At 62.1% G+C, this 17,816-nt stretch carries 14 protein-coding genes; 4 read left to right on the plus strand and 10 right to left on the minus strand.

Annotated elements, in window-relative coordinates; genetic code table 11:
• Positions 1-163: 163 nt before the first annotated feature.
• Genes AC1RTP_RS18335 through AC1RTP_RS18350 form a run of 4 tightly spaced genes read right to left on the minus strand, consistent with a single transcriptional unit; the run spans position 164 to position 3,654 of the window.
• Positions 164-1,927: an FUSC family protein gene (locus AC1RTP_RS18335; protein ID WP_498609261.1), complete on the minus strand. Its 1,764-nt coding sequence runs from the start codon at positions 1,925-1,927 to the stop codon at positions 164-166.
• Between the two features lie 5 nt (positions 1,928-1,932).
• Positions 1,933-2,955 carry a multidrug transporter subunit MdtN gene (mdtN, locus tag AC1RTP_RS18340; protein ID WP_498609262.1) on the minus strand — a complete coding sequence of 341 codons (1,023 nt, stop codon included), beginning with the start codon at positions 2,953-2,955 and terminating at the stop codon, positions 1,933-1,935.
• 9 nt (positions 2,956-2,964) lie between these two features.
• Complete coding sequence (locus tag AC1RTP_RS18345) at positions 2,965-3,174, minus strand: YtcA family lipoprotein (protein ID WP_498609264.1); 210 nt, start codon at positions 3,172-3,174, stop codon at positions 2,965-2,967.
• A 54-nt stretch (positions 3,175-3,228) separates the two neighbouring features.
• Positions 3,229-3,654 carry a MarR family winged helix-turn-helix transcriptional regulator gene (locus tag AC1RTP_RS18350; protein ID WP_498609265.1) on the minus strand — a complete coding sequence of 142 codons (426 nt, stop codon included), beginning with the start codon at positions 3,652-3,654 and terminating at the stop codon, positions 3,229-3,231.
• A gap of 124 nt (positions 3,655-3,778) precedes the next feature.
• Between AC1RTP_RS18350 and AC1RTP_RS18355 the strand changes: the two genes are divergently transcribed.
• A complete protein-coding gene (locus tag AC1RTP_RS18355) occupies positions 3,779-4,948 on the plus strand; it encodes a glycerophosphodiester phosphodiesterase (protein WP_498609267.1) in 1,170 nt (389 codons plus the stop codon).
• Here AC1RTP_RS18355 and AC1RTP_RS18360 read toward each other — a convergent pair.
• From AC1RTP_RS18360 to AC1RTP_RS18375, 4 genes are all read right to left on the minus strand, one after another.
• Positions 4,945-7,935 carry a TonB-dependent receptor gene (locus AC1RTP_RS18360; RefSeq protein WP_498609269.1) on the minus strand — a complete coding sequence of 997 codons (2,991 nt, stop codon included), beginning with the start codon at positions 7,933-7,935 and terminating at the stop codon, positions 4,945-4,947. The genes AC1RTP_RS18355 and AC1RTP_RS18360 overlap by 4 nt on opposite strands.
• A gap of 132 nt (positions 7,936-8,067) precedes the next feature.
• Positions 8,068-10,071 (minus strand): glucosidase family protein, encoded by a 2,004-nt coding sequence (locus tag AC1RTP_RS18365; RefSeq protein ID WP_498609270.1) that lies wholly within the window; start codon positions 10,069-10,071, stop codon positions 8,068-8,070.
• Between the two features lie 3 nt (positions 10,072-10,074).
• Positions 10,075-12,039: a glycoside hydrolase family 97 protein gene (locus AC1RTP_RS18370; RefSeq protein ID WP_498609272.1), complete on the minus strand. Its 1,965-nt coding sequence runs from the start codon at positions 12,037-12,039 to the stop codon at positions 10,075-10,077.
• Positions 12,040-12,108: 69 nt separating this feature from the next.
• Entirely contained in the window at positions 12,109-13,125 is a 1,017-nt protein-coding gene (locus tag AC1RTP_RS18375; protein ID WP_498609273.1) for a LysR family transcriptional regulator, read from the minus strand.
• A 159-nt stretch (positions 13,126-13,284) separates the two neighbouring features.
• On the opposite strand from AC1RTP_RS18375, the gene AC1RTP_RS18380 reads away from it, so the two are divergent.
• Together AC1RTP_RS18380 and AC1RTP_RS18385 are read left to right on the plus strand one after the other, a co-directional pair.
• Positions 13,285-14,508, plus strand: coding sequence for a GNAT family N-acetyltransferase (locus tag AC1RTP_RS18380; protein WP_498609274.1), 1,224 nt, complete (start codon positions 13,285-13,287; stop codon positions 14,506-14,508).
• A 103-nt stretch (positions 14,509-14,611) separates the two neighbouring features.
• The gene (locus AC1RTP_RS18385; protein ID WP_498609276.1) at positions 14,612-15,676 is read left to right on the plus strand and encodes an acyltransferase family protein; all 1,065 of its coding nucleotides are present in this window, start codon (positions 14,612-14,614) and stop codon (positions 15,674-15,676) included.
• 16 nt (positions 15,677-15,692) lie between these two features.
• Here AC1RTP_RS18385 and AC1RTP_RS18390 read toward each other — a convergent pair whose 3' ends face one another.
• The gene (locus AC1RTP_RS18390) at positions 15,693-16,586 is read right to left on the minus strand and encodes a LysR family transcriptional regulator (RefSeq protein WP_498609278.1); all 894 of its coding nucleotides are present in this window, start codon (positions 16,584-16,586) and stop codon (positions 15,693-15,695) included.
• 118 nt (positions 16,587-16,704) lie between these two features.
• On the opposite strand from AC1RTP_RS18390, the gene AC1RTP_RS18395 reads away from it, so the two are divergent.
• Positions 16,705-17,097 (plus strand): RidA family protein, encoded by a 393-nt coding sequence (locus AC1RTP_RS18395; protein WP_498609279.1) that lies wholly within the window; start codon positions 16,705-16,707, stop codon positions 17,095-17,097.
• 71 nt (positions 17,098-17,168) lie between these two features.
• On the opposite strand, the gene AC1RTP_RS18400 is transcribed toward AC1RTP_RS18395, so the two are convergent.
• Entirely contained in the window at positions 17,169-17,750 is a 582-nt protein-coding gene (locus tag AC1RTP_RS18400) for a PEP-CTERM sorting domain-containing protein (protein WP_498609281.1), read from the minus strand.
• Positions 17,751-17,816 lie beyond the last annotated feature (66 nt).

Below are 17,816 nucleotides of genomic sequence, written 5' to 3' on the forward strand. Positions count from 1 at the left end.
AATTCAACTATTCGAATGGACAGTTTTCGGCTAAAGAGAGCGGGCGATCAAATCGATACAACGTTTGGACATGGTCAGATAAGTTCTGCCTTTGAGAACCAGGATTACTGTGAGAGGCGGCAATGGGGCGACAGCTGCCCTCCAAATTGGTGGTTTATTCAACTCAACCCTGAGTTGTCGCACCTGATCCGTCAAACTTAACCCGCTGCGCCACCAGGCTCTCTTCGGCCTGCGCCAGCAAATTCGAAATGCGGCGTGCGTTGCGGTCGCGCCAACCTGGTTCCATCGCAACGCGTGCCTGCAATTCGCGGCACTGGTTCAGCAACGCCCATGCCTGCAGGCGCGCTGGGCCGATGCTGCGATGGTCGGCTTGGGCGCACGCTGCGATGGCTTTTCGCAGCCGCGCCAGCGCAGACTTGAGGGCCTGGCCTTCGCGTTCTGGCCACAACAGCGTGTACACGACAACCGACACTGCCAATCCAAGCATGATGCCGACCAGGCGATCCCTGATTTCGGTCAAGTCGGTCACAGGACCGAAACTTCCCAGCTGCGCGAGCGCGAAGGCGAACATCATTTGCACGCCGATGTAATTGGATCGTGGCGAACCCGCCGCGATCCATGCGCCCACCGCAATGACCGGCAGCGCCATGGCCAACAGGCCCACGATGCTGTCGAGGTGAGGCACCACGAACACTGTCGCCACCAGGGCCGCGAGGCTGCCCAGGATGCAGCCCAGCAAACGGTTCAATCCTTTGTGCGTGGTGGCGCCCAGGCTTGGCAGCGCAAGGATGATGCAGGTCTGGGTTGCGGTTCCGATCCCGGGCCACAGAAGGCTGGTGTAGATCACGTAGCTGATCACTGCTGCCAGCACGGCCTTGAACGCGAATTTTGCGTAGAGCAGGCGAGGGACTGCGGCTGGCCGCATCGCTTCGCTGCCGCCTTGCACCGTTGCAGGGGCTTCTTCGTCGCTGTCTGCAGCGGCAGCTGCGCGCAATGCACGTTCCATTTCGCGCAGGATCGCTTCACGGGAGGAACGGCCTCCCGGCGTGGCCGGAGCGGCCGCCGCTGGCGTCGGAAAAGTGAATACCGTGTCGTGGCCAAGGCATTTCCGCAGCGTGGCGCAGGCGTCACGGATCGCCAGCATTTGCCGGCGTTCCGCTTCGGAGGCGTCGAAGGGCGCCTGGCGCGCCAGCTGCGCCGCCGCCGCGTGCAGGCGGCTCACGGCAGCGGCGCGCGCCGCAGTTCGATCTATATGGCCGAGGGAAGCAAAGGCCAACTGCCGCTGCAGCGCCAATGCACCGCGCCCAATGCGTCCACCGTGCAGCACCGGCGGCTTGCTGCCGACAATACGAGCATCCAGCTGATGTTCTATTTCGTCCAGCTGGCGCCCATACTCCTCCACCAGCAGCCTAGCCGGCAGAGCAGGGCGGAACAGGCGCTGAATCGTCATCGCCACCACCACCGGGTAGGTCGTGGCGACCCAAACCCATAACTGGAGGCGCGTCAGCACCTCGGGGTCTGCGTAGGTATCGGCCATGGCCTGCGCGTTCATCACCAGCAGCGCCACCAGGAAACCAATCGCGCCCAGCTTGCTGGTCCTCATGAAATACATGCCGCAGAACGCGATCATGGCGGCGCACAGGATGCGCAGCATGGGGTATTCGATGGTGAACTTGAGCAGCACGAGCGAGGCAATGACCGCTAGCGTGCTTCCCGCAAGCAGGCCGATTGCGCTCATGCGCGACAGCACGGTATTTTCCTGCGCCGTGAAAAACACCATGATCAGCGACAGCGACAGCATGGGTATCTGCAGGGTCATCGAGCAGACGATGACCACCGTGCAGCTGGCCAGCAGGCGCCACACGGCATCCATGCGGCCGGGGAAGGGTGCCAGTTCGGAGCGGATGCGCGCTACCAGCGATTCCATGATGTTCACTTGGCCAGTACGGCGACAGCGGAGGCGCCGATACGGAACGCGGCGTCGGGTTTCTCGACCAGGATACGCACCGGGAAGCGTTGCGCCACCCGCACCCAGTTGATCGAGCGCGGTACGTGCGGCAGGCCGGCTACTTCGGTTCCGCCGTCGTCCGGGAATACGCCATAGCCGATCGATTCGACCGTGCCGCTGTAATGCTTGTGCGTATCGCCAAGCAGGTACACCTGGGCGTGACGGCCTGATTTGATGCCTGCCAGGTCGGTCTCGCGGAAGTTCGCCACCACATACCAGCGGTCGGAGCTGGCCAGGGTGAACACAGGATGGCCGGCGGCGACAAACTGGCCTGCTGCAGTTTTCAGGTTCAATACGATGCCGTCGCCGGGCGCGCGTACTTCGGTGTAGGACAGGTTCAGGCGAGCCAGTGCGATCTCCGCTTTCGCTACTTCGCGCTTTGCGACCAGGGCATCGACGCCGCTCACGGCAGCTTCGGCACGGCGTGCATCCAGCAGGGCGGCGCTCAGTTGCGATTGTGCGCTGCGCCGCGCGGTACGCGCCTGGTCGATGCGTTCGGCCGATACGAAACCTTTGCTAAGCAGCGGTTCCAGGCGGGCCAGCGAATCGTTGGCCTGTTCGGATGCTGCCTGCGCATGTTCGACGTTGGCGCGCGCCGCCGCTGCCGCGAACTTCTGCGCTTCCACTGAGCGCTGGGTCAGTTTGATTTCGCTGTCCAGTGCAGCCAGGCTGGCTTCGGCCTTGGTCAGCGTTTCCTTGAATGGCTCGGGATCGATGCGGAACAGCAGGTCGCCTTTTTTCACTCGCTGGTTGTCGGCCACCGGCAATTCCACGATGCGGCCGTTGACTTCCGGGGCGACGTTGATGGTGTCGGCATAGACGTAGGCATCGTCAGTGCGCGGCGACTGGTCGATCGAGCGGATCACGTAAATGGCCAGGCCGATTGCCGCCAGCATCAAGGCCAGCACGATCACCGTCCAGCGGCGTGAATTCTTGGTTTTCTTCATAGCTTCACCTTAATGTTGGAAAAATACGAGCCAGGCCGACAGCGAAAGCACGGTCGCCAGCGCGGGGTAGCCCAGTGCCAGCAGGTGCGATGGCGCGCCGGCCAGCCAGCCGCGTGCCGACAGCATCGCGTGCAGCATGAAGCACAGCACCGTCGCGCCGCTTATGCAGAACAGCCAGTCGGGGAAGTAAGCTCCCAGCACATTGATCGAAGGTTCCATATTTGTTTCCTAATGTATGATTGCCTAGGCAATCATTTGGGCAAAAAAAGAGAGTTACTTCCCGGCGAACATCTTGAGGAGCAGGGTTTCGAAGGTAGCGAGTTCCTGCGCACTGAAGGCGCCGAAGTACTGGTCGATCACGGTGCCGGAAGCTTCCAGCAGGCTTGGGAAGAGGCGCTGGCCTGCTTCAGTCAATTCCAGTTGCACAGTGCGGCGGTTGGCGACGCTGGGCGCCTTCTGGATCATGCCTTTTTGCTCCAGCCGGTTCAGCATGCGCGTCATGGCGCCGGGGCTGTAAGACAGCTCCTTGCAGATCTGGGCCGCAATATTGGCGCGGCCGCTGTGCAGGGTCGAAAGCACAACGTATTGCGCGGCGGTGATGTCAAACGGCGCAAGCTTGACATCCAGTTCATCCGCCAGCGCATTCTGTGCGCGGCTGATAAGCCGGGCTACACGGCGAGGATCGGTTTGTTTGTTCACAAATGAACTATACGTTGCCTAGGCAACGGTTGTCAAGTGCCGCGCGCACGCTTGCGCGATTCACAAGCTTGTCATTTTCGCCACCTAAAATCCGCCTCGTTTTCACACACCAAGCGAGGAAGCGATGAAGAAATCAGTAGCGGGAACGGTAACGGCGGCAGTGGTGCTGGCGGCTTGCGGCGGTGGGGCGGTCACGCCGATGCCGACGCTGGATGGAAAACCACCGGTGGTGGTCGCGCACCGCGGCGCGAGCGGCTACCTGCCGGAAGAAACGGTCGAAGCCTATGCCAAGGCGATCGAACTGGGCGCCGACGCGATTGAGCCCGACGTGATTTCCACCAAGGATGGCGTGCTGATTGCGCGCCACGATCCGAACCTGGCATTCAGCACCGACGTGGCCCAGCACCCCGAATTCGCCTCGCGCAAGCGCACGCTGAGCGTGGACGGGGAGATGCAGGAAGGCTGGTTTGCCAGCGATTTCACACTGGCCGAGATCAAGACCTTGGGCGGCATTTCGACTGACGCCGAACGCCCGCAACAGTACAACGGCAAATACAAGATCGCGACCATCCAGGAAGTTATCGACATGGTCAAGAAGAGCGGCCGCAGCATCGCCATTTATCCGGAGACCAAGAATCCAAGCTTCCACCGCCAGCAAGGATTGCCGCTGGAAGACAAGCTGCTGGCGATGCTGGCCGCAGCCGGCTGGACCGAACGCGATGCTCCTGTCTTCATCCAGTCCTTCGAGCCGGGCAGCCTGAAATACATGCGCAGCAAAGGCTCCAAACTGAAGATGGTGCAATTGATCGATGCCGATGACGTGGACCTGAAAACCGGCGCTTTGACGTACGCGGCGCCGTATGACAAGCCTTTCGACTGGGCGCAGGCAGGCGACAAGCGCATGTTCAGCGATATGGTGACGCCGGCCGGACTGGCTGAAATCAAGGGGTATGCCGACGGCATCGGGCCGTGGAAGCGCTACATCGTCAGCGTGAAAGGCACGCTGGACGCGAGCGGAAAAGTCAGCGACGTGAACGGCGACGGCAAAATCAACGACGCCGATACCACGACGCTGGCGCCGACCACGCTGGTGGCCGACGCCCACAAGGCGGGCTTGTTCGTGCATCCTTACACCTTCCGCAACGAAAAGCGCCGCCTGGCCAGCAACTACAAGGGCGACCCGGTACTGGAGTACAAGCACTTCTTCTCATTGGGAGTCGACGGCTTGTTCTCCGACTTCGCAGACACCGCCCTGGCGGCGCGTGCGGAGTACCTGAAAGAAGTGGGTCGTTAGAACTTGTGGTTGTACTCCGCCGTGAAGCGCACCTGGCGTTCAGGTGCGCGACCCAGTACCTCGCCGTAGTACGGGCTGACGGTATCCTTGCCCGAGTTGTAGACCGGTTGGGTGGCCATCACGGTCTGGCGGTTCAGCAGGTTGAAGACATCCGCCTTCAGCGTCAGGCCCTTGATCATGCGCGGCGAGTAGGCTGCATTCAGCGCGATGCGGACGTCGGTAGGCAGGGTGCCCACCGAACCGCGCGGCGTCAGCTTCTCTTCGCAGTAGAAGGTGGCGGAACCGTACCAGCCGCCAGGGTTGTTGCCGTTCTGGTCCATCGACTTCGGCAGATTGCCGATACAGGATTTCGGACCGCCGCTGACGATGTTGATGTTGCCGCCCACCGTCCATTCAGGCGCCACCTGGTAATAGCCGAACGCCTTCAGCACGTGCGTGTGGTTGTTCGGCAGCAGGCCGTTGGCGCCGTCCATCAGTTCCGGATAGTCGAAGGAGGTGGTGGCGGCGATGTCGGCCTGGCCGATATCGGACATCACCTGGCCTTCCATATTGCCGTGGCTGCGTGACAGGGTGTAATTAACCTTGCCGTACCAGCCGTTGCGGAACGGGTGCTCGATAAACATGTCGAGCGCGGTGTAGATGCGCTTTACTTTCGGCAGGCCGATGTCTTCGGCCGACAGCGGGATGGTGACCAGCTTGCCGTCGCCGCGCAGGTCCAGCGTCAGCGTGTTGGCGCGGCCTGGATTGATCAGCAGACAAGGCATGCCGTATTTGCTGGTGTCGATGCTGTTCTTCTTGGCCCAGGCATCGACCGGACGCTGGTCGCACCAGTCTTCGATGGTGTTGCGCAGGGTGCGGTAGGTGAGCTTGGAACCGACGGTGTATTCCTGGCTCAGCGCCGCTTCGAAGCCCAGCGCCAGTTCATCCTGGTAGGTGGCGCCCAGGTTGGCTGCCGCCACCTGGCGCGGATCCTTTGGCGTACCCCATTCATTACCTGCGGAGAATGGCGGGCTGATTTCATTCAGGCCGGTCGGAGCGCCAGTGAGCGGATCAACGCCGGTGTAGGTGTAGTAGTGGTCGATGTGGACCGGGTTGCCCGCGATACGCTGTGCCACGCTGGTTGGAATCTGCAGGTGATAGCGGCCGGCGTTGGCGAAGGCTTTCAGGGTGCCGTCGCCGCGCACGTCCCAGGCTGCGCCCAGGCGCGGCGCCAGCATGTGGCGCTGCGATGCATACGGTACGCCTTCGCTGTTCTTGTTGGTGAACTGCTCGTTGCGCAGGCCCAGGTCCAGCAGCAGGTTCTCGGTGATTTGCCAGCGGTCCTGGATGTATTGCGCGGCCTGGTCGGTCTTCGGCGAGGCGGAGTCGCTCTGGTGATAGATGTCGACGTAGTAGCCTTGCGGGCCGAAGCCGCCGCCCGATGCCGGCGAACGGCCGCCGGTGACGTTTGCGTTCGGGTTGTCCGAGCGCAGGTAGAAGTACTGGCCGCCGCCTGCCAGCTCGGAGCCGTTGATGGAGGACACGTTGTTGCGGTCGATACCAGCGCGCAGGCCGTGGTTGCCCAGCTTGTATTCAACGTCCAGGCGCAGCGTGGATTGCTTGTCTTCCGCGTTCGGTACCTGGATGGTGCCGCCGATGGTTTGCGGATTGTTGTACGTCAGACCCGGCACTTGTGCGCGCAGCGGTGCGCTGACCTGGTACAGGCCAGGCACATAGCCTTCGCGGCTTTGCGGGTAGGTCGACTTGAAACGGCCGGCCAGCGCGGTCACGGTCAGGTTATCGGTCAGGAAGCCGGTGTATTTCAGGATCGAGTCGTTGGTCTTGGCGCCGTCGCCCGTGGTGCCGCCGGCGACGATGTCATTGTGCTGCAGGGTGGAGTAGTCGAAGCCGTAGTTCTGCTGCGTCCTTTTGTACTCGTCGTGGATCTGGGTGAACTCGAGGCGATGGTCGTCGGTGACGTTGTAATCGAGTTTGACCATGTAGCGCGGGGTCATGGTCTTGCGCTTGGTCCAGCCGTTGGTCTTGTTCAGCGAATCGGAATCCTTGCTGATATAGCTGGTGGTGAAGCGGTCATCCTCGACGTTGGCGAACATGAACAGCTTGTCCTTGATCAGCGGGCCGCCGATATAAGCGCTGCCGAAAACATCGTTGGCGGTGTTGCTGCCACGGTAGGTGAGCAGCTTGCCGTCGGTCTTGGGGTTGCGGCCGGTGTTCGGGTAGAAGGTGTCTTCCGGCTTGGCGCGCAGCCAGTTTGGCGTGTACTGCATGACGGCGCCGGCTTCCCAGGTGTTGGTGCCGCTCTTGGTGGTGATGTTCACCACGCCGCCGGTGGAGCGGCCGAATTCCGCGCTGTAGCCGCCTTGCAGGATCTGCGCCTGTGCAATGGCGAAGAAGGGAAGGGTGGTCGAGCCGATCTGGCGATAAACGTTGGTGACCGGGAAGCCGTTGATGTAGTAGGAGTTCTCGGTCACGCCGGAGCCTCCGAAGCTGTCGCCGCCGATGCGCGGGTTGGCGCGCGTCGTGCCCGGCGCCAGCTGGATGATGGCGGAAATGCTTTGGCCGATCGGCAGCGCGTCAAGCTGGCGCGCGGTGAACACGGTGCCGTTGTTGGTGTTGCTGACGTCGATCGCCGGGCGGCGCGCCGTCACGGTCACTGCCATCATGGTTTCGAAAGAAGCTTCCACACCCTGGCCGATCAGCGCTTCCACTTCCAGCGTGCGCTCGACTGTGCCGGCGCGCACCAGCATCACCTTGTAGGCGCCAGGCTGCATGGAGTTGGCGTTGTAATGCCCGGCGGCGTCTACGCTCACGGTGCGGCGTGCACCGGTGGCCACGTTTTCCAGCACCACGGTGGCGCCGTTCGCATTGGCGACCTGGCCGAAAATGGTACCGGTGGCATTCGATTGTGCAAGGGCCGTCCCAGCGAAAGCCATTGCAAGGGCGTGTGCTACAAGCGTCATCCGCACACGTTGGGAAGTGATCTTCATTTCGTCTCCTGTTTGGTTAGCAATCGGCCGCGCGTGGCGGCCGATGGAGACATGCTAGGCAGGTAAGCGATAGCGAACAATTGAATGTTTGCTAGCCTCATATGCCGAAAACGGTATATCGGGTTTTTCGCCTTATTCCGGCAGGGTGACGAGCAGGGGCGCCTTGCCGTTCCAGGCCTGGTCGAGCAACGTCTTTCCATCCAGCGTGACCAGCACGCGCTGGCCGCGCGGCGTGCGCGTGGTGACGATGTCGATGCCTGCGCCTTCTTCGCCGGCGCCGAAAGCCCGCATATGTTTTAACGCCATGCGCGGCCAGCCTTGCGGCAGGCGCGGTGCGATGGTGAAGCTGCGCAGGCTGGTTGCTTCGATGCCGAACAAGCCTTCCGTCACGACGCGCGCATACAAGCCGCTTTCGGCGGAGAGGTGGCGTTGCTGGCCTTCGGGCCATGCTTCCACTGCGTACGGCACGTGTTCGCCCAGCAGGCGGCGGCCGGAGTAGTAGCGCAGGTAGGGCATGGTGCGTTCCAGTTCGCCGGCTTTCAGCAGGCCGCGCAGCGCATAGAGCGTGGCGCGGTCCCAGAAGGTTTTGTCGCCGGCTTCGGTCAGCACGCCGTTCTCGCTCCACAGCTGCGGCGACAGCAGCGCATTGACTGTGCCGCGCTGGCGTTCCGTGATGCCAAGTGCCAGCGGCAGGGCGATCCAGGCGCGCAATCTCTCGTTGCCGTCGTAGTAGCGGTAGGTGTCGTAGCCGGCCATGCGCGCGCCGAAGTAGCGTTCAATTGCGCCACGTTGCTCCTCGGCTTCCTGCCGAAGCTGCGCCGCGCGCTGCGTATCGCCCAGCGATGCGACCAGGCGCGCCGCACCTTGCAGGCCCGCGTAGGCCAATACATTGGTCGACAGGTTGGCTTTTCCGGCGGGGAAGCGGCCTTCCAGTTCGTCGCTGTCCGACTGCACGATGCCATTCGCATCGCGCTTGCGGCGCGTGAATTCCAGGCACCAGTCGATCAGCGGCAATAGCTGGCGCGCCGTGCCATTGTCTCCTTGCGCCAGTGCGAACTGGCTGGCGCCGTAGGAAATCATGGCGCAGTCGCCACGGTCGCCGGCGCCGTTCCAGTAGCCGCGGCCTTCGGCGATGATGGACGAAGGGATCGGCTTGTAGTCGGCGTTCATGTAGCGCGCGAACATGCCGAAGCTGGTCAGCGCACTTTGCACGCCGGCGCGGTCGCCCAGGTATGGGAAGAAGGGATTGATGTATTCCGCCTGGTCGTTGGCCCAGATGGCGGCGTAATACCGTGTGCCGCCGGGTCCGTGCAGCAGGCCGCCGCGTGTGGCGAAGATGCTTTCTGCAGCGCGTAACTTGGAGAAGGCGAACATGGCGTCGAGTACCGGTTCCGGGGTTTCCAGCACCAGGTTGCTGCGCCATTGCGCTACTTTGCGGGCGCGCTCTTGCAGGGCTTCGCTGCCGTCGACGTAGACCATTTCGTTTTGCAGGCGGCCGCTGATGATCACGTCCACGTGCATGCGCGCGCCTGGCGCGAGCTCATCCTCGCGGGCGGGGGAGCGCACTTCTACCACGTAGGCGCCGTGCGTGCCTTTTTCGGCGGGCGTGGTTTCGCTGCGCTCAAGTGCGGCGAAGCTGTAGCGGCGGGCGCTCTTGCCGGTGTTGGCCAGTTCCAGGCGCTCCACCAGGGCCGGCTCGCCGGGCGATGGCGTGAGGGTGCGGGTCAGCACGAGTCCCGGCGCCAGCTCGGATTGCAGGGCGAGGCGGCCGTCGAAGCGTACTTGCTTCAGGCGTTCAACAGCGGCGGGGCGGCCGTCGATCACGATGGCTGGCGACGCCTCCGCGCCGAATTTGCGAATCAGGCTGGCGTGGGTATCGTCGGGAATGGTGCGCAGCATCGGCCACACCACGGTGCGCGCGAGCAGCAGCGAGCCGTCGGCCTGGCTGCCATAGTCGATGACAGCCGAGACCTGGCGGCCGCTCATTTCGAGCTGGTCGCGGTGGACGTCCTTCACCTGCCAGCGAATCGCGTCGCCGTCAATTTGCCAGCGCGGCGTGAAGGAAGGCGGCGCGGCTTGAGCGAGGCTTGCCGCCAGCAGCGCGGCAGCGACGGCGGCGAGAAGTTGCTTTTGCATGGCTTACTCCTTTGCCGCTTTGCGGATGATCGCAGCCCAGCCGCCGCCCGGGGCCAGGTGCATGGTCATGCGGCTGCCGCGCGTTACGCTGGCGCTGCCTTTTTGTACGTCGATGGCGAAGACGGCGGCATTCGGGCCATCTTCCATGCTCTCCAGCTGGTAGTTGCCGTCGCCAAGGAAGGAAAGGTCAAGTTCCAGGTCGCAACCGTCGGCGCCGGCCATGGCGCCCACATACCAGGCGTCGCCGTGGCGGCGCGCCATGGCAATGTAGCGGCCCAGTTGCGCGTGCAGTACGCGGCTCTCATCCCACTCGACCGGCACCTGGCGGATGAATTCCAGCGAAGAAGGATTGGCGCGGTATTGCGAAGGGCTATCGGCCAGCATCTGCAGCGGGCTTTCGTAAATCATGTACATCGCCAGCTGGTGCGCGCGCGTGCCCTGGCTCATGGGACGGTCGAAACTGGCCGTGAAGTCCTTGCGGTGGGCATTGCTCATGGCGCCTGGCGTGTAGTCGACCGGACCGGCGAACATGCGGATGAAGGGCAGGGTGACGTCATGCTCCGGCGTCTGCTTGTCGCTCCACTTATTGTTTTCCAGGCCTTTCACGCCTTCGAAGGTGAGCACGTTTGGCCAGGTACGTTGCAGGCCGCTTGGTTTGAAGCTGCCGTGGAAGTCCACCAGCAAGCGGCGTGCAGCCGCTTCCCGCGCCACGCGTTCGTAATAGTTCACCATCCACTGGTCGGAGCGCTGCATGAAGTCGACCTTGATGCCCGCCGCGCCCCAGCGCGCAAACTGGTCGAGCGCAGGCGTCAACTGGGTATCGAGCGTTTTCCAGGACACCCATAGGATGATGCCGACGCCGCGCTGTTTGGCGTAGGCCATCAGCTCCGGCATGTCGATTTCCGGCTTCACGGCCAGCAGGTCGCCCAGCTTATACCAGCCTTCATCCATGATGATGTATTCGAGGCCGTTGTCGGCCGCGAAGTCGATGTAGTGGCGGTAGGTGCGCGTATCCAGTCCGGCCTTGAACGGCACGCCGTACAGCTTATTGCCGTTGTACCAGTCCCACGCCACTTTGCCGGGCTTGATCCAGCTGGTTTCCTTCAATTCCTGCGGGTCTGCCAACAGGTAGGGCATCTGGTTCAGCAGCAGGCCGCCGGCATCGGCGGCAATGCCCAGGATGCGCCAGGGGAAGGCGCGCTTGCCGTCGGTGCGGGCGATGTACGGCGCCTCCTGCGTTACCGGGACATTGCGGTCGTCGCGCGCAGTTTCAGCCAGCGCCACTTTGGGGAAGATCGCCTTGAGGCCGGCCGATTCGCCGTGCAGGTACAGGCCCGGATAGTCGCGCAGGCCGGACTCCGTGAACACCAGGTGCAGGCTGCCGTTGCGGACCAGGGCAGGCACGCCTACCAGCTTGCCTTCGGCATTGGCGACGGTCAGGGCCTGGTAATAGTGCTCGTTATGTGATTGCATCGACTTTTCCTGTGGCCAGTACAGGGTGTCCTGCGGCCGCAGGTTGACGCCCGCCTGTTCATCTTCCACCGTGACCTGGCCGGGCAGGTTGGTGCGGAAGCGGTAGGCGATGCCTTCGTCGTAGGCGCGCACTTCCAGCGCGTAGCCGCCGGCGAAGTCGAGTTGCAGGGCGTTGTAATGGTCGCGCACCACGCGCGATTTCTGCGCCACGACCGGGCGCACGGTGGTGTCGATGCTGCGGCGCTGCTGGCCGGTCAGGCGCGGCTTGTCGCCGAGCGTGCCGATGCCGGTCAAGGTCATGCCGATCAGGGTAGGCAGCACCAGCGGTGTGCCGCCGTGGCTGACCGACAGCGCAAGGTGCTCGCTGGTGTCGATCGACACGCGCAACTGGCGGTCGGGGGAGCTCAGTTCAAGCTGGCGCGCGGCATGGCTTGCCAGCGGTGCGACCAGAAGCAGGGCGCCGGCCAGGCGGCGCGCAAGGGAAATGTGATTCAAGGCGGGTCTCCGGATAAGGGTTTGCCGGGCCATGCTATGCGCACGGGGGTATGCCTATCCAATGACTTTTTAGGCCATCGCTATGTCGTAAAGGTTATACGGGACGCGTGTGACTGCCGGCGCGGGCGCGCATACGGGCGCCTTTGCGGGCACTGGCGACGCCTCGCGCCGGATCGCTTCCAGCAGCAGTTCGGCGCCCGGCGTCAGCACATGGTCGCGGCGGCGGATGATGCCGAAAGGGTCCATGCGGCAGTCCAGCTTGACCGGCAGGATCGTCAGCAGCCCCAGTTCCTGGTAGCGCAGCGCCACGTCCTCCGACATCACATTCAGCGCATCGCTCATTTGCAGCATGCTCGTAATCAGCACAATTTCGCGCGTATCGACCACGTCGCTCGGCGGCTCCATGCCCGCGTTATGGAATAACTGGTCGAAGCGCTCGCGCAGGATGCTGCCCGGCGGTGGCGTAATCCAGGACGCCTGCACCAGGTCTTGCATCGACAGTCCACTGCGCTGCGCCAGCGGATGGCCGACCCGCGCCACCGCCACCACCGGCTCCGGCGACAGCTCCTCATAATGCAGGTCGCCGCTGTCCTGGAAGCCGGTAATGCGCGCGATGAGGAAGTCGAGCGTGCCGCGCTGCAGGCGCTCCAGCAATTCCGGGCTCGCCTCGATCTGCACGCCGATACGCAGTTGCGGCACTTGCTGCTTCACCCGCGTGATAGCGCGCGGCAGTAGGCGCATGGCGGGCGTCATGATGCTGCCCACGTCCACCTTGCCCGCCATGCCGGATTTCAAAGCCACGATATCTTCATGGGCGCGCGCCAGGCTGGTCAGCGCCATGCGCGCATGGCGGATCATGCTTTCGCCATAAATGGTGGGCGCCACGCCGCGCGGGTGGCGCTCGAACAGGGCGATGCCGAGCATGTCTTCCAGCTCCTTGAGCTGTTTGGAGGCTGCCGGTTGCGTCATGCACAGCACTTCGGCGGCGCGCAGGATATTGCCTTGTTCATCGAGCGCGATCAGCAGCAGTAGCTGGCGCGTCTTGAGCCGCGCACGCAGGAACCAGTTTGGATTTGGAGCAGTCATTCAGTGCCTTTCGGATAGATTGGCATTTTTAACATGTCCAAAATGGCATTGCTGTTGCCATTATGTCGATTGGATGCATATCGCGACCTCCGCTGACATAATCGGCACAATTGTTGTTTGTGGTGATAGACTGCACCGTCGATTGCTAATTTGGTAAGAATGAAAATCCAGCAAAAGCTCCGCTCAGTCAAAACCGCCTTGTCCGAACGCCGTGAGGTACGCAAGCGCTTGCGCGGCCCCGCCCAACTGCGCTATGCGATCGCCGACTCAATCGGCATGCTCGATGCCGCAGCCTGGAAAGGGCTGACGGAAAACGCAGGCTTTTTCCTCTCCTATGACTACCTGCGCCGCATCGAAGGCGTGCTGCCATCGAACCTCGACCCGCGCTACGCCCTGGTGTATGAAGACGAGCAGCCGGTGGCAGCGATCTATATGCAGATCGCCGAAATCAAATTGGCCCAGGCCAGCAAGGCATCGCTCGGCGCAATCGGCGAGACCCTGCGCCAGCGCATTCTCACTTGCGGCAACCTGCTGACCTTCGGCCAGCATGGCATTGCCTTTGCGCCCGGCGTCGATCCCGAGCTCGCATGGCATGGCGTAGCCGAAGTGCTATATCGCGTGCGCCAGGCCGAAAAGCTGGCGGGCGAAGCGAACTTCGTCATGATCAAGGACTTGCACGGGCCGCAGGTGGACGACGCTTCCTTCCTCAAGAACCTGAGCTACCGTTTCGTGGAAACGGAGCCGAATATGGTGCTGACCATTGGCGAAGACTGGAAGAACTACGACGATTACCTGGCGAGCCTGGCGTCCAAATACCGCGCCAACGTCCGCAATGGCGTGCTGAAACCGATCGAGCAGGCGCAATGCACGATCGAGCACTTCAGCGGCATGGCGGAAATGCAGCACGAAATCCACGCACTGTATAAAGCGGTGCAGGTGAATGCCGGCTTCCGTCCATTTGAGCTGCTGCCGGAATACTTCCCCGCGCTGCAGGAAGCTGTAGGGGAGCGCTTCCGCTGCAGCATCGTCAAGCGTGAGGGCAAGATGCTGGGTTTCCTGGTCACCATCGCAGACGGCGCGACGGCCATCGCCTTCCACGTCGGCTTTGACCGCGAAGCGGCGGCCGACCTGCCGATCTACCTGCGCCTGCTGCACGCAGGTATCGCCGACGCCATTGCCCTGGGTTGCAAGCGCATCTCCTATGGCCGCACCGCGCTGGAACCGAAAGCGGCGCTGGGCGCGAAGCCGGAAGCATTCGGTGTCCTGATCCGCCACCGCCAGCCCCTGCTGAATAAGGTCATCAAGCACCTGCTGCTCAATATCGACCACGATGAAGCCCCGGATCGCAGCCCGTTCAAGAAGTCGGAAGGCAAGGCGGCGTAACATCTAGTTACTTAGATTCTGCTAGGCGCGCGCCGCTTGCTGTCGAGCTCCTGTATCATGTCGACCTTTGGTAAAGTCGGCAGCAGGCGTAATGAAGTATGGCGTGATTAATTTGTTAAAGGCTGTTGCAGCGCAGTTAATTGTGCTGCACCATCTGGCGTTTTACGGCCCCATGGCCGACCATGTCCGGCTTATTTTTCCGGACCTGATCGACTGGTTGGCTGGAAGCGCGCGCCTTGCCGTCCAGGTTTTCCTGGTGGTGGGCGGCTTTTTGGCGGCCAAATCCCTTTCCCCTAGCGCGCAGCCGGTCATGATTGAGCCGGTCGGTGCGATCTGGCGCCGCTACGCCAAGCTGGCGCCACCCTTCATCGCGGCCACCCTGATCGCCGCCGCCGCTTCCGCCCTGGCGAGCCAGTGGATGGAGCACGACTCGATTTCCGCCCCTGCGACCGTGGGCCAGCTGGCCGCACACGCCGCCCTGGCGCATGGCGTGCTGGGTTATCCCTCGCTGTCGGCAGGCGCCTGGTATGTCGCCATCGACTTCCAGCTGTACGCGATGATGGTCGGCATCCTGTGGCTGGCTGCCCGCATTTCGGGCCCCGTGCGCCGCGCATGGTTGGTGCCGGGCATGGTCGCCGTCGTTGGCGGCTTCTCGGTCTTGTACTTCAACCTGAATTCCGACCTGGATAACTGGGGCCCATATTTCTTCGGCAGCTATGCTCTGGGCCTGGCCGCATGGTGGGCTGGCGATCCGCGCCGCAAGACACGCGGCGCAGTGCTGGTGCAGGCGGCGATCTTCCTGCCAGCCTTGGTGGCGCTGGCCGTAAACTTCCGCAGCCGCCTGGCGCTGGCCATGATGGTGGCCTGTGCGCTGGTGATCTGTGGCCGCGCCGAGATCTCGCACGGCGGCCGTATCTGGACCGCCATCAATTCGCTGGCGCGCACCTCATACTCGGTCTTCCTGATTCACTTCCCGGTCTGCCTGCTGGTGAACGCCGCTTTCACGCGCTTCGTGCCGGCCGATCCGGAGCTGCAAGGCCTCGGCATGCTGACCGCCTGGGGCGCCAGCCTCGCCGCCGGCGCCGCCTTCCATCGCTGGGTTGAGATCCCGCTTGGCCGCCTGTTGCAATCCTCTCCCCGCACCTCCAGCGCTACCCAGCGCGCATAAGACGCCGTCTCCTGTCCTATTGATGCGCTGCCATCAGTTCGATGATCCAGTCAATGAACACGCGAAGCTTTTTGCGGACATAACGATTGGGCGGATAGGCCACGTGGAGCGGCATCGGCTCGATTCGCCAATCCGTGAAGAGCTGCACGAGCGCGCCGCTGGCAACGTGCGCTCGCGCCATATACTGCGGCAGCCATAACACGCCAAGGCCGGAAAGTCCTGCGGTCAGATAAGCATTGCCATCGTCGATCGCAAGGAAGTAGCGGCCACCGATCTTCACGCGTTCTCCGGATTTCTCCATCGTGTATGGCAAACCGTTGGCCCAACGGTAGTGGACGATACGATGACCGTCGCCGTGCAAATCGCCTGGCAAGGTGGGCACCCCAGCCTGGGCCAGGTAGGAGGGTGCGGCATAGACGCCTAAATGCAGGTCAGCGACACGTCGGGCAACGAGCGAAACATCTTCAATTTCCCCACCGCGCACCACACAGTCGACGTTGTCCCCGATAAGGTCAACTTTACGGTCGCTGGCGCCGATATCAAGCTGGATCTCGGGGAAACGGGCGTGGAAGTCGGGCAGTGCCGGCACTAGGATGATGTTAGCAAATGGACTGGGTACATCCACCCGTAGCAGGCCGCGAGGCGCGGCTGATTCGCCGAGTACATTGCTTTCGATGTCTTCAAGATCGGCCAGCAAGCGGATCACGCGCTCGTAATAATTGGACCCGGCTGTCGTTACGTTCACTTTGCGTGTTGTTCTATTGAGCAGCTTGAGGCGCAGTTCGGCTTCCAGCTGCTGCACAAGCTGGGTAACCGTGGTCTTGCTGACGTCCAGTGTTTCCGCGGCTTTGGTGAAGCTGCCAGCCTCAACAACGCGAACGAATGCCCGCATCCCTTCCAGTTTGTCCATCGCCGAGCCCCTGCTGATAATTTGATTTTTCCAAACAGTGTAGCAGCGATTCTGTGGTTTATTCGAATAATTGACAAGGTTATAGTGGTCGCGTTCAACAACACAAGGAGCAGACCAAATGAAAACGCGCGAATCCATTTTTCCAGCTGGAAGGCACGAACTTTACGCTGTCCATAAGTACTCGGCAGCGATCCGCTCCGGCGATTTACTGTTCGTATCCGGCCAGGTCGGCAGCCGGGAGGATGGCGCCCCGGAGCCCGATTTCGAGGCCCAGGTAAGGCTGGCGTTTGAGAACTTGAAGGCGACGTTGGCGGCAGGAGGATGCGGGTTGGGTGACATCGTTGACGTAACGACCTTTCACACGGACCCTGAGAACCAATTCGATACGGTCTTGGCTATTAAGAGCGAGATTTTTCCGAGCGCGCCTTATCCAAACTGGACCGCTGTAGGCGTCAACTGGCTGGCAGGTTTCGATTTCGAAATCAAAGTCATTGCCCGGATTCCCGGCTGAGCGGCTGTGGAGAATGAAAAAAAGCCCACGAACCGAAGTTCGTGGGCTTTTTCAATGACTCTCAGTTCAGCTTAAGCGCGCTTGCGGCGGGAGAAGCCGATGCCAGCCAGGCCCAGGCCCAGCAGGGCCAGGCTTGCTGGCTCAGGCACGCCTGCTGGTGGGGTGGCTTCGTTCACAACGATCTGGTCCAGGCCGCCGAACGCGTATGGGTTTGCCAGCTTGAACGACAGGCTGGTGATGCCGAACAGGCTCAGGTTGTTCAGGCCGTCAACAGCGTCGGCGCCTGCGGCATTCAGGTTGGTCGACCAATGCAGGGTGGTGCCGGTGTTGGCAACGGTGGTGAAGCTTACCAGGTCAAACAGACCGCCACCAACGCGGGTCAGGGTCCAGGAATCTGGATTGTTACCGGAGTTGTCGTGCATCAGCACGGTGCCAGCGCCAAAGTAGTCTTCGTGGAAGTGGCCTTCGTCGCCAACCGCTGCGAATTGGAAGCCTTGCGCGGTGTAGGACACTGGACCGTTATAAGACTGGGAGTAGTTGTAGGTGTAGGAACCGCCTTCAGCAGCTTGGCTGAAGTCGATGTTGGTTGCTTGTGCGGACGACAGAGCCAGTGCACCTACGATTGCTGCGATACCCAGAATTTGTTTCTTCATGAAAAAGGTTCCTATTAGGGGGTTAACAAGTTTTGCAAAGTGATAAGCACTTTCCGTGCCAGAAAA

The organism is Pseudoduganella sp. GW821-FHT11H04, assembly GCF_058807935.1.